Here is a 20,645-nt window from a genome sequence, read left to right as displayed (position 1 = left end):
ATGCGGTACGTGCGGATTTTCGCGGACGAGAACGGCAAATCGGCCTTCGAGGACGTCGAGGTACAAGGCACACCAACGGTCACGGTCGAGGGCGTGCCACCGCTGCTCGTCTCCGGACCGTTTCCCGCGGCCTCGATGCTGGTCGTCGAACAACCGTCCGACGGCACACCGGAGTGGGAACCGCACGTCGCCCCACGCAAGCAGTGGCTGATCGTGCTGACCGGACGAGCCGCCGTCACGGTGTCGGACGGCGAGCGGCGCGAGTTCGGCGCGGGCGCACTTCTGTCCTTTGAGGACACCGAAGGCGAAGGTCACCTCTCCACGCCCCTCACCGACGACCTGTCGTACGCGATGTTCCCTCATCAGCCAGCGTGAACCGGCGGATCATGCCCGCTCACGGACTACACCGATCCGCTGTTCGCATCAACGCACCTCTAAATGCGTGTTGACCGCGTACGTGCCGGTCGCCGCCCTCCGCTAGGTTGCCCCAGTCCTGGCTGAAGAAGTGCATTCGAGGGTGAAGCGGTGCTGGTGCCGGAGTCGGCGTTCGAACGGGCCAAACGGGGCTCTGGGCAGCTCGTCGCGGTCAACCGGCCGCCGGGCGCCGAACGGACGCAGTACCTGGTCCAGGCCGTGGAGCAGGCTCAGGCGCAGGGGCTCGCGGTCGTCTGGACGACCTGCCGCGCGGACGCTCCCGCGTACTGGCCGTGGCACGCGGTCCTCGCCGGTCTGGGTGGCGACGCGGCGGCGCTGGACGCCGAACCCGAGGTCTGCGCGCAGAAGGTCGTCGACGTCCTCCAGCGCACCCCCGCGTTGATCCTGATGGACGACGTCGACGTGGCGGGCGAGGAGGCGTTCCAGCTGACGCGACTGGTGGCCGGGACCGTCCACCAGTTGCCCGTGGTCATCGTCGTGACCTCCACCGGCACCACCGCGCTGGACGACGCGGTCCGGCTCGTCGAACGGGCTCACGCCGTGCTGGCCAGGGGCCGGATCACCGAGGCGCGCGACCTGCTCGACCAGGCCGCCCGCGACGGTGATCCCGAGGCGGCGCTGGGGCTGCCGGGCATGTGGGTCAACAAGTTCCGCGGCCGGGCCGACCGCGCGCTGGCGCTCGCCCGGCTGCGCGAGGCCGTCGCCGCACAGCCGCCCGAACCACTGCGCACCCGGCTGGTCACGAGGCTCGCGGCCGAACAGGCCTACGACCGGCGAGAGACCAAGTGCGTGCTGGAGGCGTTGGAGCAGGCCAGGAACACCGGTGACCAACTGACCCTGGCCGAGGCCTTGTCGTTGGCACATCACGCGTTGTGGTCGCCGGAGCACACCGCCTTCCGGTTGGCGCTGGCCGACGAGCTGATCTCCGTGGCATCGGCGGCGGGGCTGGACCTGTTGGCGCTCAGCGGTCTGTGCCGCCGCACGATGGACCTGTTCTGCCTGGGCGACCCGCACGCGGAACGGTCACAGGTCGAGCTGGCACGCCGGGCGTCCGGCTATCCGGGGCTGCTGTTCTTCCACGCCGCGATCGACGTCATGCGCACGATCCGTGCAGGGCGGTTCGCCGAGGCCGAGCAGAAGTCCCTGGCCTGCCTGCGACTCGGGCTCGAAGCGGGCGACGTGGACGCGGAGACGTTCCACAGCACGCACCTGTTCGCGATCCGCTGGTTGCAGGGCCGCGGCGGCGAACTCGTCGACCTGGCCGAGCAGGTCACGCACTCCCCCACGCTGCCGGACCTCGAGTTCAGCTTCGAGGCCGCGCTCGCGTTGCTGGCACTCGAAGCAGGCCAACGGGATCGCGCGCGGTCGGCGTTGCACCGGCTGACGATCAACGGACTCACGGCGGTTCCGTTGTCCAGCACCTGGATCACGTGCCTGTTCTGCGTGGTGCACGTGGCCGCGGCGCTGGGCGAGGCGGACATCGCCCGCGAGGCCTACCGGCTGCTCGAACCGTTCGCGCCGCTGCCCGTCGTGCCGGCGACGGCGATCGTCTGCTTCGGCTCGACCGAACTGCTGCTGGGCATCGCCGCCACGACGTTCGGCGAGCCCGCGCTCGCCACCGGGCACCTGGAACGCGCGGTCACCACCAACATCAGGCTCGGCAACCTGCCGATGACCGCCTACGCGCGCGCCACGCTGGCCCAGACCGTCGGCGGCGAGCGGGGCAGGGCGTTGTTCGACGTCGCCATCAGCGACGCCAACGCGATCGGCATGACCGCGCGGGCCGCGATGTGGGCGCAGGCCCGCGACGGCCTGTCCGGCCGGATCGTGATCCGCAGGGAGAACGCGTGGTGGATCGTCTCCCACCACGGCAGGGAAACCCGCGTCGAGGACCTCGTCGGCATGCGCTACCTCGCGCGGCTCGTGGCCGATCCGGGCGTCGAGATCGCCGCGCTGGAACTCGTCGGCGGACAGGACAGCGGCAACCAGCCGCTGCTCGATCCCGTGGCCCGCGCCGCGTATCTCACCCGCATCCGCGACCTTCGCGCACAGCTCGACGACAACCCGACGCCGCGCGCCGAGGCCGAACTGGAGGCGTTGCTCAGCCACCTCGAACGCGAGACCGGCATGGGTGGTCGTGGCCGGAACTTCGCGGGCCCGGCCGAACGCGCCAGAACCGCTGTGCGCAAGGCGATCCGCCGCGCCATCGACACGATCGCGGCGACCGAGCAGCCGACGGCGGACGCGCTGCGCAAGGCCGTGACCACGGGCTATCACTGTTCGTACCAGCCCGGCTGATCTTGACCACCGCGCGGCAACCGGTTGGCCACCGAGGGCCCGCAGACTTCGGGGCAAGGGGAGAACAGGTTCTTCGGGGGGAGAACCGGATCGTGGCTCGCGCCCCCCAGGGCGAGCCACGATCCAGCTCCGCGGCTCGCACCCCCGACACGAGCCGCGGAGCCCCTACCCCGCCAGAACCGCGGCCTCCCTGCGCCGCAACGCCGAGCCCGGTTCCATGCCGAACTCCTCGACGAGCAGCGCCCGCACCCGCCGGTAGGTCCTCAGCGCGTCACCGGCGCGGCCCGCCCGGTGCTGGGCCTCCATCAGCAGCTCCCACAACGACTCCCGCAGCGGGTAGAGCGCGACGAGCCGTTCGAGCTGGGTGATCGCCTCGGCGTACCGGCCGTCCAGGCACAGCGCCGCCGCCTGGTTCTCCTCCGCGAACGCCAGCGCCTCCCGCAGCCGCACGATCTCCGCACCCGCCCAGCCCTCGACCGGGCAGTCCGCCAGCGGATCACCGCGGTGCAACGCCAGCGCCTCCGCGTACCTGCCGCACCGCAGGTGCTCGTCGAACTCCTCGACGTCGACCACGACCTGCGTGACGTCGAGCAGGTAGCCGGGTTCGCGCGTCAGCACCACGCCGTCCGCGCCGGCCAGCTCCAGCGCTCTTCGGACCTTCGCGATGTGCCCCTGCAGCGTCTTGGTCCCCGTGGGCGGCACTTCCTCGCCCCACAGGCCGTCGACCAGCGCCGACCTCGACACCAACCGGCCGGTGCGCAACGCCAGCAACGCGAACACGGCCCGCCGCCGTGCCCCGGTGAAGTGCACCGGCCCGTTCGGTCCGCGCACCTCGAGCGGCCCGAGCAGCCGCACCTCGATCTTCATCACCATTCCCCTCCCCTTGGACACAGGTAGAGGCGTGCCACGGGTGTGCCGCGCGGCGTCACATCACGGCCGGATAACCGAGCGATAACAGCACGGTCTACCGACCGACCACTCGGTCGGTAGTTCTGGTCTGCTCGGACGCATGGACATCGACGAAGCGATTGCCCGGCTCGACCTGCCGCAGAAGGTCCGGCTGCTCACCGGCTCCGCGCTGTTCGCGCTGCACCCGGAGCCGGAGATCGGGCTGGCGTCGCTGAAGGTGTCCGACGGCCCGACCGGTGTCCGCGGCGCCGAACTGCGCGGCGGCACGATCGCCTGCGTGCTGCCGAACGCCACGTTGCTCGCCCAGCACTGGGATCCGGTGCTGGCCCGCGAGGTCGGCGAGGTGCTCGCGGACGAGGCTGCGGCACAACAGGTCCACGTCGTGCTCGGCCCGACGATCAACCTGCACCGCACGGCGTTCGGCGGCCGGCTGTTCGAGGCCTACAGCGAAGATCCGCTGCTCACGGGCGTGATCGCGGCCGCGTACGTGCGGGGGTTGCAGGACAAGGGCATCGCGGCGACGCCGAAGCACTACGTGGCGAACGAGTCCGAGACCGAGCGGCGCACGGCGAGCATGGTGCTGGACGAGAAGACGTTGCGCGAGATCTACCTGCTGCCGTTCGAGATCGTCGTCGAGGACTCCGCGCCGTGGGCGATCATGGCGGCCTACAACCTGGTCAACGGCGTCCCCGCGACCGAGCACACCGAACTGGTCGAGGGCGTGCTGAAGGGCGAGTGGGGTTTCGACGGCCTGCTCATGTCCGACTGGTTCGCCACGAAGTCCACGGCCGCCAGCGCGAACGGCGGCCTCGACCTGGCCATGCCCGGTCCCGGCGGCCCGTGGGAGGACAAGCTGGTCGCGGCCGTGAAGGCCGGCGAGGTCGCCGAGTCGACCATCGACGACCACCTGGGCCGGTTGCTGCTTCTCGCGTCGCGCACCGGAGCGTTGGGTGAGCAACGTTCCTGGCCGCAGGACCTGCCCGCGCCCGACAGCGAGGTGCGCCGCGAGCAGCTGCGGAGGTTCGCGGCGGGTGGCATGACCGTGCTGAAGAACTCCGGCGTGCTGCCGTTGCAGGACTCCAGCGTCGCGCTGATCGGGCGGCACGCGATCGACACCGTCGCGCAGGGCGGCGGTTCGGCCGGGGTGCGGCCACCGCACGTCATCAGCATCGCGGACGGCCTGACCTCGCAGCTCGGCTCAGCGGTGTCCGTTGTGGACGGTGTGGAGGTCCGGCTCCGGTACGCCGCCCCCAGTCCCGGGGTGCTCAAGGACATTCGCGCCACGACGTACGACGCTGATGGCGAAGTGCTGGCATCCCGCGAGATGGAGATCGCCGAGCTCGCGGCGTACGGCGGATGGGCGCAGGGCGCGGCGTCGATCGAGGTGTCCGGCGAGGTCGTCCTGGACGAGCCGACGCGGATGCTGATCGGCGTGCGCGGGTTCGGCGACTGGACGCTGGACGTCGCCGGACGCCGGTACGCCACGCTTCTGGCCTGGGCCAACGGCATCGTCGAGGAGGCGCTGCTGAAGCCGCCGCACTGGACGGCCGAGGTCCTGCTGTCGCCCGGCGACCGGATCACGGCCCGTGTCCGCGAGGCCAGCGCGCTGGTCGGCCTGATCACCCAGCCGGTCCCCCGCGCTCCCGCCGACGCGATCGGTGCCGCGGTGCGGGCCGCGCGTGAGGCCGGGGTGGCGGTCGTGGTCGTCGGCCTCACCGAGGAGCAGGAGACCGAGGGCTTCGACAAGACCACGCTCGCGTTGCCCGGCGAGCAGGACGCACTGGTCGCGGCGGTGGCTGCGGCCGCGCAGCGCACGGTGGTCGTGGTGAACGCCGCCACGCCGGTGCTCATGCCGTGGCTCGCGCAGGTCGACGCCGTGCTGTGGGCCGGCCTGCCCGGTCAGGAAGCCGGTGACGCCGTGGCGGCCGCGTTGCTCGGCCACATCGAACCGGCCGGGCGCCTGGTCACGACGTTCCCGCGCGCCGACTCCGGCGCGTTGCCGCTGATTCCGTCCAACGGCGAACTGGTGTACTCAGAAGGAACCGCGATCGGCTACCGCGGCGCGAACGATCCGTTGTTCTGGTTCGGCCACGGACTCGGCTACACGACCTGGGAGTACGGCGCCGCCTCCCGGTCCACTGTGGACGGCACGCTCACCTCGGTCTCGGTGGAACTCACCAACACCGGCGAACGGCCAGGGCGCGAGGTCGTTCAGGTCTACCTGCGGCCGGCCGGCGAACCCGTCCGGCTCATCGGCTGGGCGGTCGCGGACGTCGAGGCAGGGCAGAAAGTGCAGGTCGAGGTGCCGTGCTCCCCGCGCGTGCAACGGGTGTGGGCGGACGGCTGGCAGCCGATCGGCGGCGGTGAGGTGCTGATCGCCCGCGGGCTCGGCGACGTCCGCGTTACCCTGCCCGCTGATCAGGAGTGAGGTGACGCCGTGTCGGTTCCGCCCCGATACCGGGCCAAGTCGCGGGTGGACGTCTCCGGTGAGGAGTCCAGGGCCAAAGCCGTGGCCGTGGCGACCGAACTGTTCGCGCTGACCGGTTTCAAGGGAACCTCGGTGGCGGCCGTGGCGGCGAGGACGGGGCTGTCGCAGTCCGGTCTGCTGCACCACTTCCCGAGCAAGGCGGCGCTGCTGACGGCCGTGCTGGAGGAACGCGACTGGCAGGACGGCGAATTCCTCGCCGGAAGCGCGGGTCCGCCGCTGGGCTGGGCCGCGTTCGACGCACTGGCCGCCCTCGTGGCGCGCAACTCGACGCGGCCGCACCTGGTCGGCCTGTTCGTGCGACTGGCCGCCGAGGCGACCGAACCCGCCCATCCCGCGCACACGTGGGTGCGGGAGCACTACAGCGGATTGCAGCGATGGCTGGCCGCCGCCGTGCGTTCAGGCCAGGAACGCGGCGAGATCGCGGCGGACGCGCCGGTCGGTTCGATCGTGCGGACGACCATCGCGGTGATCGACGGATTGCAGCAGCAGTGGCTGCTCCAACCGGACGAAGTGTCGATGACGGCCGAATTCGAGGCGTTCGCAGGAACTCTGCGCGCCCGCTGGGCTCGCTGAGACCCCCGTTCGCAAGGTGGTGGCCCGGTTCAGTCTGGGGGACCCGTCCGGGCCACCGGTCTTGCGAAGAGGTGGCCGACGTGCGCGGTGACTTTCACACGCCGGCCGGGTTCTGGGGGAACCAGATCCGATAACTGCGCCGACCCCCACTCCCGGGAGTTTCTCGGGCCCGGCGGCGCAGGTACCGGTTCTGGACACAAAGATGACAGGGGGCGTGCACAGATTTCGCCCAGGCCGTGCACAGACCGTCAGGAAGTGCGCGAGGATGGCTGTGCACCCCAACGCCTGGATCATCGAGGAGCGATATACCCGTGGAGTTCCTGCTGCTCGGTTCGCTGGCGGTACGGCGGACCGGCACAGTGCTGGAGCTGGGCGGACCCCGGCAGCGCGCGGTGCTCACCATGCTGTTGCTGCACGCGAACGAGGCGGTCAGCGTCGCACAGCTGACGGAGGCGGTCTGGGATTCGCCGCCGGTGTCGCCCGAGTCGAACCTGCGCACGTACGTCGCCGGGTTGCGCAAGGTCCTCGGTGACCGGCTGATCACGCATCCCGGCCACGGCTACCAGCTCGTGGTCGAACCCGGCGAGCTGGACCTCGACGCGTTCGACCAGCTCGTCCGCGAGGGCGAGACCGCCCTGGCGGACAACGACACGGAGGCGGCCGCGGGCCTCTTCGGTCAGGCGCTGGCCCGGTGGCACGGCATCCCGACCGCCGAGCTCAACGCGGGACCGTTGCTGCGCGCCGAGTTCACCCGGATCCAGGAACGCCGTCTCACCGCGGTCGAGCGGTTCGCCAGGACCTCGCTGGAACTCGGCCGGTTCGACGACGTGATCGACCGGCTGCGGCGGGAGACCGCGCTGCACCCGTTGCGCGAGGAGCTCTGGGCGCAGCTGATGCTGGCGCTGGATCGCTCGGGCCGTCGCAGCGAGGCGCTGGAGGCCTTCGCGACGGCCCGCAAACACATGGTCGAGCAGATCGGCGTCGAGCCGGGCGCGCGGTTGCGCCAGTTGCAGCAGGTGATCCTCGAAAGCCGGGTGCCCTCGCCCGCGGCTTTGAACGCGCATCGCCAGCTGCCGATGGACATCGCCGAGTTCACCGGCAGGGAGTCCGAGCTGCGGCGGCTGTGCGAGCCGGGACCGCAGACCACCGTCGTGATCTCCGCGATCGAGGGCATGGCAGGGGTCGGCAAGACGAAGCTGGCCGTCCGTGCGGCCCATCGGCTCGTTCAGCGTTTCCCGGATGTGCAACTGTGGGCCGACTTGCACGGCTTCGACGCCGACGAGCTGCCCGCGGACCCGTCCGCCGTACTGGAGAGCTTCCTGCGGCTGCTCGGCGTGCCCGGCGGGCAGATCCCGGCGTCGCTGGAGGAACGGGCCGCGCTCTACCGCGACCGGCTGACGGGCAAGCGCGCGTTGGTGCTGCTCGACAACGCCGCCGGTGAGGACCAGGTGCGGCCGTTGCTGCCGGGCAGCTCCACCTGCATGGTGCTGATCACCAGCCGCCGCACACTCCTGCGGCTGGACGGCGTGCAGTCGCTGTTCCTCGACCTCTTCACGCCCGGTGAGGCGCTCGCGCTGCTCTCCAGGATCGCCGGCGAGGACCGCGTGCAGGCCGATCGCGAGGCCGCGGAACGGATCGCGGAGCTGTGCGGCCATCTGCCGATCGCCGTCGCACTGGCAGCCAAGCGACTCGCTCGTCGTCCACAGTGGACGATGCGGGACCTGGTGGACCAGCTCGAACGGGGAGGCGGTCTCGGTGTCCGGGGCGTGTTCGACCTCTCGTACCAGGCGCTGCCGGACAACCAGAGGCGCCTGTTTCGACTCCTCGGACTCCACCCAGGAGAGGACTTCTCCGCCGACTCGGCCGCCGCACTCGCCGGGCTGACCCCGCACGAGGCGGCCGATCTGCTGGAGACGTTGCTCGACGAACACCTGTTGCAGCAACACACCCCAGGCCGCTACAGCCTGCACGACCTGCTGCGCACGTACGCCGTCGAGCAGGTCACCGCCGCCGAACCACCGCCCGCCCGCGCATTGGCGCGGCGCCGCGTGCTCGACTGGTACGTCCACACGTCGTGGCAGAGCGCGCAGCAGCTCAACCCGCAGCGCAAGCTGGACATCAGCCCCGCGGACCCGGTCGTGCACGCACGTTCGTTCGCCGACCGCGACACCGCTCTGCTGTGGTGCGACACCGAACGCGCGAACCTGGTCGCGGCGGTGCGGGACGCCGCCGGTCACGAGCTGCCGGAGCACTGCTGGAGCCTGGCTCAATGCCTGTGGGACTTCTTCAACCTGCGCAAGCACTGGGCGGACTGGCTCGACACGCACAGCGTCGCGCTGGCCGCCGCACGTTCGGTCGGTGACCGCAGCGCCGAGGGCAGGATGCTGATCACGCTGGGCATCGCGCTGCGCGAGGTCCGGCGGCACGAGGAGTCCATCGACTGCAACCGGCAGGCGATAGCGATCTTCCGTGCGACCGGCGACAAGGCCCGTCAGGAACCGGCTCTCAACAACCTCGGCATCGTCTACATGGTGACGGGCCGGCCCGAGGACGCGCTGGCGTGCTACGAGCAGTCCGCCGAGATCGCGCGTGAGCTGGGCAACCTGCACTCGGAGGCCGTGACGCTGAACAACATCGCGCTGCTGCACGCCGACGCGGGCCGGTTCGACGTCGCGCTGGCGCGGTACCTGCGGGCGTTGGAGATCCGCAAGGAGATCAAGGATCCGTACAGCGAGGCGATCCTGCTCAACAACATCGGCGAGGTGTACCGGGGGCTGCTCGACTTCCCCGAGGCCGTGTCGTACGTCGACCGGGCCCTGGAGACGTTCCGGGCGATCGGCGACCTCTACGGGCAGGCCGAGTCGCTGGACAACCTCGGGCTGGCGCTGGACGGGCTCGGCGACCGCCGTGGCGCGGAGAAGTGCTGGCTGGAGTCCGTGACGTTGTTCGAGGAGCTGGGCGAGCCCAAGGCCGACGAGGTCCGCGGCCGCTTGTAGCGCGTGCGATCAAGCAAAGCGCGATCCGTGCCGTATCGCGTTTCTTCAGCCTGGCTGAACAGCCCCTGGGCGAGTTCAACAACAACTGAAGACGTGAGGACACGGCATGAAGGATCTCTCTTTCGACCCTGACGACCTGGAGCTCGGCGACCTCGCGGTCACCTCCCTGCGCGACTCGGTCGCGTTGCCGGAGTCCGGTGCCTCCGGGGGTGCCTCGTCGTGCTCGTGCGGCAGCTCGTCGTGCAGCAGCTGCACCCAGCCTCCCGTCCAGAACGCATGAGCGATCGCGTGCAGGGAGAAACAGCGCCATACGCACTCGTGCGCCTGGCGGCCCTGCCGCACCCGGACGGCGCTGCGACGGCAGCGCCGTTCCGGCGGGCGGTGGAGACGTTGGCGGCGCTCGAAGCCTCGCTGCTGTCACTGGCCGGCCCCGTGTCGGACCTGCTGCACGACAGCGCCGGCACGCACTCCGACTCCTACCACCGCACAGTCGTGCTGCCGTTGCGCCGCGACGTCCACAACGGACGGTTGCCCCGGCCTTCGCTTCGCTCGGAGGCCGATGGGCTGGTCTCGCGGTTTCCGCAGCTGGGCGAGTGGTTGTCGGCCATGGATCAACGCGCCGAAGTGACCGCGGAGATCGAGCGGCTGCTGCCGGACGCGCTCGCCGCGGAACGCGAGGTGCTCGCGTCGTTGTGCGGCACCGAGTCCCTGCGGAAGGCCGCCGTCTTCAGCGGCCGCGACCTCTGGCAGGGACTGGCCCGCGCCGGCGCCGGGGACAAGCGTTCCCGCAAGGCCGAACCCACCGTGCTGCGCTACGCCCTGCGCGCGACGTCGAAGACCAGTCCCCTGTCCTGGTACGCGGCGGTCGGCTGGGCCACCTGGTCCCCCGACGCCCCCGCGCCGGACTTCGGCACACCGGTCGCCGTCACGCGGGTCAACCAGGTGCTGCTGACCCGGCTGATCGCCGCCCTGCTGGCTGATCGCGCCCACCTCTTCGACCACCCCCACCGCCTCGCGCCCGACGTGCACGCCGACGGCGGCCAGGTGAAGTTCCGCCGCGACGTTCCCGCCCGCGGACCGTTGCGCGCCAACGTCGGCATCGAGGAGGACGTCGAACTGGCGTCCAGCCCGCCGCTGCAGTTCCTGGTCGGCCTCACCGGCGCCAACCCCAAGGGCATCAGCCCCGCCGAGCTCGCCAGCGCCCTCGCGACCCGGCTGCCCGACGGCGAGTCCGACCGCGCGCAGCACTACGTCGCGCTGCTGCTCGACACCAAGCTCCTCGTGCCGGTGCTGCCCGCCGACCCGCAGGACCCCGAGGCCTGTCCCGCGCTGGCCTCGTGGCTGCGCGACACCGGCAGGCCCGAGCTCGCCGACCGGGTGATCTCGATCTACCGGGACACCCTGGCGTTCGCCGACACCAGCGCTTCTGAACGGCCTGCCGCACTGGCCGCGCTGTTCGCGTCGTGGGAAGAACTGGGCTCGGTCGTCGGCACGGACCTGGGCGACGTGACGCCGTTGAGCGAGGACGTCATTCTGCCGTTGCCCGTTCGTCTTGGCCGCAAGCACGGGTACGACGGCGTGCGATCGCTGGCCGGTCTCACCCCGTTGCTGATGCTGTTCGACCGGCACCTCGCGATCCGGCGGCACTCACGCGACCTGTTCGTCTCGGAGTTCGGTCACGGCGGCTCCGCTCGCCTCGCCGCCTGCGCGCCGTTGATGCACGAGGCCATGTCCGGCGTGCCGACCGGTGGTCTCGGTGCGAGCCGGGCCCAGGTCGCCGACCTGGTGCGGGACGGCGTGATCACCGACGAGGTCGTCACGGCCGCCGCGGACCTGCTGCCCGCGTGGATGAAGACCAGGCCGACCTCGTACTCGTTCTTCGCCCAGCCGTCGCCGGACGGCCTGGTGGTGAACCACGTCTACGATGGCTTCGGCCGGTTCCCCGGCCGGTTCCTCGACCTGCTGCCACCCGAGGCGTACGCGACGGTCCGGGCCACTTTGGACGGTGTGTTCCCGCGCGGTTTCGTGGAGTACCGACCGGTGCAGGGCTTCAACCCGAACCTGCACCCGCTGCTCGGCCGCGCGGAGATCGGCGAGGACCCGCGCTGGGCCGACTACACCCCGGACGCGCTGGAAGTCTTCCACGACCAGCAGAACGACGAACTGCGTCTGCGCCGCCGCGACAACGGCGCGGTGCTGGACGTGCTGTACCTCGGCTACCTCATGCCGATCTCGCTGCCCGACCGCGTCGCCGCCCTGTACTCCGACCTCACCTGCGGCGCGGCCGACCTCTCCCCGTTGCAGCCGGTGTCGTTGGCCGGTGACGTGCGCGTCGCCGATCGGCTGCGCTACCGCGACGTCGTGCTCGGCCGCCGTTACTGGGACTTCCCGGCTTCTTCTTTGACGGAGCCGTTCTCGTCGGTTACCGGCGCGACCGCGTTGCGCGCCCGCTACGGCATGCCCGCGGAACTGTTCGCGGGCATGGGCGGCGTCATCACGTCCCGCGAGGACTTCGAGGCCCGCGTGAACGGCCCGAAACCGCAGTACGCCGACCTCACCAACGCACTGCACCTGCGCTGCCTGCCGCGCCTGACGTCCCGCTACGGCGACCACGTCCGGCTCACCGAGGCGCTCCCGGTCCCGTCCGGCCAGGTGCTCGAAGTGGTGGCGGAGACCTTTCGGAGGGCCGGATGACAGACGTCGTCTGCTACTACCACGACCCGATCAAGGCCCCACTGCTGCGCGACGGCGTCCTACCCGCCCTGGCGGCGGCCGAATCCACGTTCGCCGACGTCGTGGGCCACGTCGAACGCCACTGGCTGCACGGCCCGCACGTGCGCGTCGTGCTGACCGGCCCGTCCGCACCGACAGCGGCGTTGCTGGTGGCGGCCCTGCTGCGCTCCTACCTGGCCGCTCATCCCTCCACAGTGGAGTTTTCCGAGTCCGAGCAGCTCGCTCACGCCGAGTCCGCGGCCGTCGCCGAGCTGCTGCTGCCGCCGTTCACCCCCTTCCACCCCAACAACTCCGTGCGCATCGAGCCGACCGACGACTCCCGTGCCCGCGCTTTCCTTCCCCCAGCACACGTTTCGCTGCGTGCGGAAGGCCTCCGCCTGGGTCTGCCCGCGTTGCGCCACTCGCTGTCCGTGTCACGCCCGACACTCGCGTTGACCGCGATGGCCGTCCACGCGAGCCGCTACCCGGCCGGCCTGCAGTACGGCTACCACTCGTTCCTCTCGCACGTAGAAGACTTCCTACTCGCCAGCGACCCCGACGGCACAGTCCGGTCCAAACTGGACTCGGTCTGGATCGCAAACGCTTCCGCCGCCTGCACTCTGGTCGAACAGGTAGCACTGGGCCACCCCACCACCCACCTCGAAGCGGCCTGGCAGACCTGGACCATCGCCCTGCGCCTGACCGCCCAGGAACGCTACGACGCGGGCCTGCTCACCTCGGACCCCAACCCACGCCACGGCGAACGCGCCTACGAGGTGGGCGACCAGGACGCCATCCGCCGCTACAACTACGGCGAGCGAACGAAGTTCACCGACTACCACACCGCCATGTGGACCGTGGACCTCTCCGACCCGGCGATCGCCCGCTCGATGACCGTCTACCGCCTGGGCACCAACGTCCTCTACCAACTCCTGGCGATCTGCGACGTCACCCCGATGGAGCGCTACGCCGCCGCCCACCTCCTGGCCAACGCCGCACAGAAGGTCCTCGGCACCACCTGGGCCGAACAGTTCGCCGCCCTGCCGAAGGTGGGGTGACGCGCGTGCTCGTGCGGCTGCGCCCAGTCGTCACCGCCACCCCGACCGCCGACGGCCTGCACCTGCGCGGCTGGGCGTCCAGTTGCACCCTGTCCGGCGGAACCGGCCTGTGGAAGGTGTGGCAACGCCTCGCCCCGCAGTTGGAGGCGGGAATCCCGCGTGCCTCGCTGGAGGTGCCGTCCGATGCCGCTCCGGACGTGCGGGCGGCGGTCTCGCTGATCCTGGACCAGTTGTGGGAGCACGACATGCTGGTCGAGATGCCGGAGTGGGGTGCCGACGCGCCCGCTCCCGAAGTGGCGACCTGGCTGGAGTCCGCGGCCGCGGAACCGGTGGAGGCCTGGAGGCGGCTTCGGGTGGCCACGGTGGTCGTGTCCGGACGCGGGCCGCTGGAGCGCGCGGCTGTTCAGGCGGCGGAGGCGGTGGGGCTGGCGGTTCAGCGGTCAGGAGCGGCCACTCGTTCCAGCGGACACGAGCCGCTCAACCCGCTGCCGAACGCGAGCCCACCGGCTTCCTGGCTTCTTCACGGGAGCAGCGCGGCAGTCCAGTCCGCCGGCCGGGATCTCGTCGTGTCCGCGGGCGACCTCATCGTCGCGGCGGGTTGCGGAACCGAGGTCGGTTTTGTTCTGCCCACCACTGAAAGCCTTATTTCACTCAACACTGAAGTAACTATGCGCACCGCCGCAAGGCTGGGCGTCACCGGCGAACCATCCGAGATCCTGGCCACCCTCATCGGATCCGCCGCCGTCCACCGCCTCGTCTGCGCCATCGCGGGTCTGCCCGACCCAGCCGCCGAGTTCGCCGACACCTACCCGATGGCCCTGGTGGCCCACGCGAACCCACTCAGCGCCACCTACCACCCGCTCCTGCAGGGACCGCCGGCACCAGACCCGTGGCGAGCCCTCGAAGCCCTGACGGACACCGAGCTGGGCCCGGTCGACACCCCGGTGTTCGGCTCCCTCCCCCAGGTCCCGGCGAACCTCGCCACCTCAGGCGACGCCCTCGGCATCGGCACCACAGCCGACGCCGCCCGCCTCAACGCCGCCCTCAACGCCCTCAAGACCGACGGCGTGATCGGCATCGACGAGTCCCATGCCCGTGGCGCGGCACTGCGCCGGGCCGCGCGCCACCACCGGGGCGAGCCGGCCGACGCACACGAGTGGACCAGCGATCCGACCGCGCACCGCTGGTGGAAGGCGCTGACCGCGAGGTTCGGCGTCCCGGCGGTCGTCCGGGTCGAGCGTCTAGCACCGGGCGCGTACAAGGCAGAGATCGGCAACGGCCGGCAGATCCTCGCGTGGGCCGTCGAGGCGACGGCCGCGGACGCGGTGGCTTTCGCCGCTCTCGCCGCCACCGGCCACGCCCAGGCAGGCCGCACCGGCACCGCCCACCTCAACGGCGCGGCCCCCTGCAAGTCCGCCGACAACCCCGACTGGGTCACGAGGCAGTGGCATTGGCCCGCTGACGTGCGAGACCGTGAAGAACGGCTCCAGCAGGCGATCGCGAGGTTGCCGGGTGTCCGGGTCGTCCCGCTCCGGCTCGACCCGGAACTCAGCGCCGCCGGTCTGAAGGCCTACCGATGACCCGCGTGGACGGCGGCCTGGTGCTCATCGGCCCGACCGCGGACATCTGCGTCGACTGCGCCGAGAACGCACGGCGGGCAACCGCCCGAGCCCCACGCCAGGACCTCCAGCTGAGAGGCCTGATCGCACCGGCGTTCCAGCCCCTGGTCACCGCACTCCAAGGCCGGGAACACGACACCGTGATCGCGATCCGCACCGACCTCGGACTGGTGTCCACTCACCGGATCGCACCCGGCACCTGCTGCGCTCCGGAACCCGGCACAGCCGACGAAACCGCAACCCCCCGAGGTGAACTCCGCACCCCGAACGACAAGACCACAGTGGACGGACTGAAAGACGCCGTGGTCGACTTCAGGCACGGACCGGTCACCGCGCTGTTCCGCACCGGAGACCTGCCGCTGGCCACGGTCACCGCCGAACTCGACTCCCACACCGCGGGCTACGGCCGCACGACGTCGTTCGAAGAGGCCGAACGGGTCGCGATCTTCGAGGCGATCGAACGACTCAACGGCATGCGCCCCCGCGTCCCGAGCGCCCTCGAAGCCTCGTTCGCCGAGCTGGGAGCGGACCAGGCACTCGACCCGGAAACCCTGGGCCTCAACGACTTCGGCAACACCTACCACCCGGACCTGAGGTTCCGCTGGACACAAGGCTGGTCGTACACCCGGCGCAAGCCGATCCAGGTGCCGGAACAGGTCGCGTACTGGGCCGCGCACACGCCGCAGGAACAGCGGTTCGTCCACGAGACGTCCAACGGCTGCGGACTGGGCAACAGCCTGACCGAGGCAGTGCTGCACGGCCTGTTCGAGGTGGCCGAACGCGACGCGTTCCTGATGGCCTGGTACGCCCAAACGCCGCTGACCAGGATCAAGCTCCCACCAGACCCACTGCTGCACCACCTCACCGACCGGCTCGAAGAACTCGGCTACGAGCTCCTGTTCCTCAACGCCACCAACGACCTGGGCATCCCGGCCGTGCTGACCCTGGCCAGAACCACCAGAAAAGGCCTGCCCCAGGCGTTCTTCGCTGCCGGAGCCAGCCCGGACCCCACCAAGGCCATGCGGTCGGCGGCGGTCGAGGTCGCCGTGGACGTCGAGGCGTTCGCCGACCGCGCGCGAGAGAACCCCGAGGCCTACAAAAGAGAACGCCTCCTGCAGCTTCTCCACGACCCGACGCAGGTCAGAAGCATGGACGACCACGTCGCGGTCAACACCCTGCCGGAAGCGAAAGACCGATACGCGTCCCTGGTCAGCGACGAACCGCCACAAGCCCTGCACGACCAACCGCAGCACACAGATCTCAAAGAGCTGCTCGACCGCTACACGGAAGACCTGAAGACCAAAGGCCTGGAGCTGATCGCGGTCGACCAGTCCGACCCGCACACGGCGAACGCCCTCGGGCTGCACTCCGCCAAGGTCGTCGTGCCGGGATCGCTGCCCATGACGTTCGGCCACCTGCACCGCCGGACGCACGGTCTTCCCCGGCTCGACCTCCAGGCGGGCCATCCCCACCCGTTTCCCTGAACCACCGTTGGAGCAGCTGTGACCTGGACCGGCCTGCACTGCAGGGTCAACTGGAACCGTGCGGACCTCGACACGTTCGTGGCCGAGACGCTGGCCCCCGCGATGGCCGGCCAGGAGTGGTACTTCCTGCGCTACTGGGAGACCGGCCCGCACCTCCGGGTCAGGATCAAGAACGCGCAGAACGTCGACAAACTCCAGCGGCAACTGGAAGAACTCATCGCGGCGCAAGAATTCGCGACAGAACAGGGCGAACCGGACTGGCTCCCGCACGGCGACGTCCGCGAGGTCGAGTACGTCCCGGAAACCGAACGGTACGGCGGCCCGCAGGCGCTGCCGATCGCCGAGGAGGTGTTCTGTCACAGCACCGAGGTCGCCGTCGCCGTGCTCAAGGCGGCCCACACCGACAGCGCCCGCCTCACCGCCGCCATCGACCTGACGATCGCGACGGCCAAGGCGCTCGACCTGAACCTGCCGCAGGCCGCGAGTTGGCTGCGCAGCCTGGGTTCCGGCTGGCGCAACGTCCGGGAGCAGGCCCCCGCGCCCACCATCGGCTCCCAGCACGCCGCCAACCAGCTCCTCGCCAAACGCGGCCGCGACCTCGCCGCGCGCTGGCACCGCGAGCCACGAGGCGCCGTCGCCCACTGGCGCACCACGATCAACGAGGCCAAGCAGCGTCTCGACGTCTGGCTGCCGTACGTCTGGGCCTCGCAGCTGCACATGCTGCTCAACCGCATGGGCATCACACCCAACGAAGAGCGCATGATCTGCTGGACCACCGCGGCCGCCGCCCTGTCCCCCAACGGGTTGACGGACTTCCACGACGACGGCGAGACCGCGCCGGACCGCCGTTACCTGGAGGCGAGCAAGTTCCTGCCGGGCTTCAGCGACCAACTGCCCCGCAAGACAGCGGAACCGAGGCAGTCCTGGCCCGCCACCACCTCATTGCCCTCCACAGTGGACACTGACACCCTCAGGGCCCGCAAGACCAGTCGCGACCTGACCGGCGACCTCGACGCGGGACAGCTCGGCACCCTGCTCTGGAACGCGATGTCCCCGAAGGACGGCAGGTGGCCGTACCCGAGCGCGGGCGCCCAGTACTGCGCCCGGATCAGGCTCATCGCGCTGAACGTCGACGGCCTGGCCCGCGGACGTTACGAGGTCAACGAGGTCGAGCGAGCCCTCACGTGGTTCGGTGAGGCGCCGTCGATCGAGGACCTGGAGGCGACCTCGATGTGGTTCGGCGAAGGCACCACCGAACTCGCCGGCACCCCAGCCGTCCTGGCCCTCTACATCAGACTCGGCTCACTGCGGCAGACCTACGGCCTGCGAGCGCTCAGGTTCGCGTTCACCGAGGCCGGGCATCTCGCCCAGAACCTCACCGTCACCGCGGCGAACCTGGGCATCCGGACCGGACTGGTCGGCGGGTTCTACGACGACATCGCCCACGACGTCATCGGGCTCGACGGCGTGAACGACGCTCTCGTCTACTTCCTGCCCCTGGCCTCATAGAACGCCGGCCACGTTGCCGATCTCCACTGAATCCAGCAGAACGTCGACGGTCGGCTCGATCGCGGCCGCCGCCCGCGCGTCCCGGAACCGGCGCTCGATGCCCAGGTCCCGGCGGAACGCCGCGTCCCCGCACACCTTCATCGCCAGGTCCGTCACCGCGACGGCGGCCTCGGTCGCGGTGACCGCCAGCAGCCGCACGCGGTCGGCCGACCGTTCGGGATGCCACGTCACCGCGGACAGCGTGTCGTTGTAGAGCACCCTGAGCGCGTCGGTCCGCAGCCGCATCCGGGCCAGATCGGACCGGGTGCGCGGATCGCCGCCGCCGAGATGCCCGATCGCCGCCGCCAGCGCGCCCTCCATCAGCCCCAGCGACACGGCGGCCCCGAGCACCATGAACCACGGGAACGCGAGTTCCTCCGACCACAGCAGGTTGGAAGCGGGTACTCGCACGGGATCCGCCTCCACGCAGGTGGCGACGGTGCCCCGCAGGCCCATCCCGGCGTGATCGGCCGGGACCAGCAGGCCCGGTGCCTCGGCGGGAACCAGCAACAACTCCGAGCCGCACGACCAGACGTAGCTGTCCGCCTCACCGGCCGCGATCACCCAGCTCTTGCGCGCCCGCACCTGCACCACATCGCCGTGCGTCGACATCTCACCCGACGGGCCGAAAGCCGCCAGTGTCGACAGATGCCGGCCCGCCGCGATCTCCGCGCGCAACCAGTGCGGGCCGGAGCGGTCCAGGACGGCGGCCGCCGAGTAGTGCGAGCGCAGGACGGAAGCCGTTGCGGCGCAAACCTTTGCGACGTCCTCGACCACCCGTCCCGCCGACCGGACGTCCTGGCCTCCCCCGCCGACCGTGCGGGAGATCGTCATGCCCAGCAGGCCGCGCGCGCCCAGGGCGTTCAGGGCGGCGCGCGGGAATCTGGAGTGCTGGTCGATGTCCGCGGCGTTCGGCGCCACCACGGTCTGCACGATGCGGAGCAGGTCCGCCCGGTACGTCACGTGGGCGGGTAGAGCGAATAGGAGGGGAAGTTGCCGTACATGCGTTCCTCGGGCGGGCCCTCCGTCACGGCGCGCACGAGCAACGAGCCGCCCACGAACGCACCGCGCCACGAAGCACCACGGCCGCCGAACACCTCGTCCCGGTCACCCCGCGACCTCGGCTTGTTGATGCCCACTTTGAACGCCTGGACGTCCTCGCTCAGCCGGCGAGCCGTGGCCTCGTCGTCGCAGGCCAGAGACGCGACCAGGGCACCGTTCGAGGCGTTCATCGCGGCCAGCAGCTCGGCCTCGGTGTCCACCAGGACGATCGTGTCGACCGGTCCGAACGGCTCGGCGTGGTGCAGCACCGACGACCGCGGCGGGTCGAGGATCGCGACCGGCGCCAGGTAGGCGGCGGTCTGCTGGCCCGGCAGGAACCGGCCGGTGTCCAAAGATCCCCGGTACAGCGGCACGCCACCGGCCCGGACCGCCTCGTCCACGACGTCGCCGAGCTCCTTGGCCTTCGCGTCGTTGATCAACGGCCCGAAGTCCAGTTCGGGCAGCTCGTCGCCGGGCGAGGCGACCGCGAGCGGATGGCCGAACTTCACGTCCCTCACCGCGGGCAGGTAGACGCTGAGGAACTTGTCGAACAGGGACCGTTGCACGACGTAGCGCGGATAGGCGGTGCAGCGCTGCTTGCCGTAGTCGAAGGCCTTGCGGATCTGCGTGCCGAGCATGTCCCAGGAGTCGGTCTCCCAGATGCCCCAGCAGTTCAGGCCCTCCTGCTCCAGGACGTGCCTGCGGTTCGAGTCGACCAGGCGCGTCGCGATGGCACTGCCTACATCGCGACCGCCCACAAAGGACACACAGCCCAGGAACGACGACCCGACCAGCACCGGTGCGAGTTCCGCTCCGCTTCCGGACACCAGCGTCAGCGGCAGCCCCGACCGCGCGGCCAGCGCGGTCGCCAGCGTCAGGCAGCTGACGCCGCCGTCCGTCGGTGCCTTGGCGATGACGGCGTTGCCCGCCAACACCTGCACCAGCATCGCGTGCATCAGCACGCTCATCGGGTAGTTCCACGAGGCGATGTTGCTGACCGGGCCGTTCAACGGCGACCGGCCGACGAGCATCGAGTCGATCTCCTCGACGTACCAGCGCACCCCCTCGATGCAGCGGTCGACGTCGGCCGTGGCGAGCCGCCACGGCTTGCCGATCTCCCACACCAACAGCAGCGACAGCAGGTCGCGGTGCTCGGTGAGGGCGTCCAACGCCTCAGACACACGGGCCTTGCGTTCTGCCAGCGGCACGTTGCGCCACTCGATGTGCTGGTCGACGGCCGCGACCACGGCTCGTCCCGCGACGTCGAAGTCGAGGAACGGCGGGCCCGCGATGGTGGAGCCGTCGACCGGCGTGGTCGCGGGCATCGGTTCGCCGGAACGACTCCACTCGCCGCCGAAGTGGTTGAGCAGCCGATCGTCGTGGAACGCTTCGGGTGCGGCTTTCACGCACTGCGAGTAGACGTCGTGCCACGACGTGCCGGGCTTGAGGATCAACGACATCGGAGCGCCCTCCCGGATCCTTGA

At 70.6% G+C, this 20,645-nt stretch carries 14 protein-coding genes; 11 read left to right on the top strand and 3 right to left on the bottom strand.

Features of this window, described 5'->3' with window-relative positions:
• Both OG205_RS02900 and OG205_RS02895 read left to right on the top strand, forming a co-directional pair.
• On the top strand, window positions 1–375 hold the full coding sequence (locus tag OG205_RS02900; RefSeq protein ID WP_330274660.1) for a hypothetical protein: 375 nt from the start codon (window positions 1–3) through the stop codon (window positions 373–375).
• Between the two features lie 150 nt (window positions 376–525).
• A complete protein-coding gene (locus OG205_RS02895; protein ID WP_330274659.1) occupies window positions 526–2,733 on the top strand; it encodes a hypothetical protein in 2,208 nt (735 codons plus the stop codon).
• A gap of 165 nt (window positions 2,734–2,898) precedes the next feature.
• Here the strand turns inward: OG205_RS02895 and OG205_RS02890 are convergent, their stop codons facing one another.
• Window positions 2,899–3,600 carry an AfsR/SARP family transcriptional regulator gene (locus tag OG205_RS02890; RefSeq protein ID WP_330274658.1) on the bottom strand — a complete coding sequence of 234 codons (702 nt, stop codon included), beginning with the start codon at window positions 3,598–3,600 and terminating at the stop codon, window positions 2,899–2,901.
• A gap of 142 nt (window positions 3,601–3,742) precedes the next feature.
• On the opposite strand from OG205_RS02890, the gene OG205_RS02885 reads away from it, so the two are divergent.
• The 9 genes from OG205_RS02885 (at window position 3,743) to OG205_RS02845 (ending at window position 18,081) form a co-directional block, all read left to right on the top strand.
• Entirely contained in the window at window positions 3,743–6,070 is a 2,328-nt protein-coding gene (locus tag OG205_RS02885) for a glycoside hydrolase family 3 protein (RefSeq protein ID WP_330274657.1), read from the top strand.
• 9 nt (window positions 6,071–6,079) lie between these two features.
• Window positions 6,080–6,703, top strand: coding sequence for a TetR/AcrR family transcriptional regulator (locus OG205_RS02880; protein WP_330274656.1), 624 nt, complete (start codon window positions 6,080–6,082; stop codon window positions 6,701–6,703).
• A 311-nt stretch (window positions 6,704–7,014) separates the two neighbouring features.
• Window positions 7,015–9,699 (top strand): AfsR/SARP family transcriptional regulator, encoded by a 2,685-nt coding sequence (locus OG205_RS02875; protein WP_330274655.1) that lies wholly within the window; start codon window positions 7,015–7,017, stop codon window positions 9,697–9,699.
• 106 nt (window positions 9,700–9,805) lie between these two features.
• Entirely contained in the window at window positions 9,806–9,979 is a 174-nt protein-coding gene (locus OG205_RS02870) for a thiazolylpeptide-type bacteriocin (protein ID WP_094030699.1), read from the top strand.
• Window positions 9,976–12,393, top strand: a complete 2,418-nt coding sequence (locus OG205_RS02865; protein ID WP_330274654.1) for a lantibiotic dehydratase — start codon at window positions 9,976–9,978, stop codon at window positions 12,391–12,393. Before OG205_RS02870 ends, OG205_RS02865 begins: the two co-directional genes overlap by 4 nt.
• Window positions 12,390–13,469, top strand: a complete 1,080-nt coding sequence (locus OG205_RS02860; protein WP_330274653.1) for a hypothetical protein — start codon at window positions 12,390–12,392, stop codon at window positions 13,467–13,469. The genes OG205_RS02865 and OG205_RS02860 overlap by 4 nt, the downstream gene beginning before the upstream one ends.
• Entirely contained in the window at window positions 13,466–15,049 is a 1,584-nt protein-coding gene (locus OG205_RS02855) for a hypothetical protein (RefSeq protein ID WP_330274652.1), read from the top strand. Before OG205_RS02860 ends, OG205_RS02855 begins: the two co-directional genes overlap by 4 nt.
• Entirely contained in the window at window positions 15,046–16,572 is a 1,527-nt protein-coding gene (locus OG205_RS02850; protein WP_330274651.1) for a YcaO-like family protein, read from the top strand. The genes OG205_RS02855 and OG205_RS02850 overlap by 4 nt, the downstream gene beginning before the upstream one ends.
• Window positions 16,573–16,590: 18 nt before the next feature.
• Window positions 16,591–18,081 (top strand): thiopeptide-type bacteriocin biosynthesis protein, encoded by a 1,491-nt coding sequence (locus OG205_RS02845; protein WP_330274650.1) that lies wholly within the window; start codon window positions 16,591–16,593, stop codon window positions 18,079–18,081.
• Here the strand turns inward: OG205_RS02845 and OG205_RS02840 are convergent.
• Both OG205_RS02840 and OG205_RS02835 read right to left on the bottom strand, forming a co-directional pair.
• The gene (locus OG205_RS02840; RefSeq protein ID WP_330274649.1) at window positions 18,076–19,083 is read right to left on the bottom strand and encodes an acyl-CoA dehydrogenase family protein; all 1,008 of its coding nucleotides are present in this window, start codon (window positions 19,081–19,083) and stop codon (window positions 18,076–18,078) included. The two genes, OG205_RS02845 and OG205_RS02840, sit on opposite strands and share 6 nt — an antisense overlap.
• Window positions 19,080–20,621 (bottom strand): aldehyde dehydrogenase family protein, encoded by a 1,542-nt coding sequence (locus OG205_RS02835; RefSeq protein WP_330274648.1) that lies wholly within the window; start codon window positions 20,619–20,621, stop codon window positions 19,080–19,082. The genes OG205_RS02840 and OG205_RS02835 overlap by 4 nt, the downstream gene beginning before the upstream one ends.
• Window positions 20,622–20,645 lie beyond the last annotated feature (24 nt).

The sequence above is a fragment of the Lentzea sp. NBC_00516 genome, from assembly GCF_036346835.1.
In the GTDB taxonomy this organism is placed as follows: domain Bacteria; phylum Actinomycetota; class Actinomycetes; order Mycobacteriales; family Pseudonocardiaceae; genus Lentzea; species Lentzea sokolovensis.
The sequence above is the reverse complement of the archived record's forward strand: the minus strand, read 5'-3'. Positions and strand labels throughout refer to the sequence as shown.

Excerpts from the sequence above, each read along its gene's own strand:
- OG205_RS02900 (WP_330274660.1), top strand. The coding sequence starts at position 1 with ATGCGGTACGTGCGGATTTTCGCGGACGAGAACGGCAAATCGGCCTTC.
- OG205_RS02890 (WP_330274658.1), bottom strand. The coding sequence starts at position 3,600 with ATGAAGATCGAGGTGCGGCTGCTCGGGCCGCTCGAGGTGCGCGGACCG.
- OG205_RS02885 (WP_330274657.1), top strand. The coding sequence starts at position 3,743 with ATGGACATCGACGAAGCGATTGCCCGGCTCGACCTGCCGCAGAAGGTC.
- OG205_RS02870 (WP_094030699.1), top strand. The coding sequence starts at position 9,806 with ATGAAGGATCTCTCTTTCGACCCTGACGACCTGGAGCTCGGCGACCTC.
- OG205_RS02865 (WP_330274654.1), top strand. The coding sequence starts at position 9,976 with ATGAGCGATCGCGTGCAGGGAGAAACAGCGCCATACGCACTCGTGCGC.
- OG205_RS02860 (WP_330274653.1), top strand. The coding sequence starts at position 12,390 with ATGACAGACGTCGTCTGCTACTACCACGACCCGATCAAGGCCCCACTG.
- OG205_RS02850 (WP_330274651.1), top strand. The coding sequence starts at position 15,046 with ATGACCCGCGTGGACGGCGGCCTGGTGCTCATCGGCCCGACCGCGGAC.
- OG205_RS02835 (WP_330274648.1), bottom strand. The coding sequence starts at position 20,621 with ATGTCGTTGATCCTCAAGCCCGGCACGTCGTGGCACGACGTCTACTCG.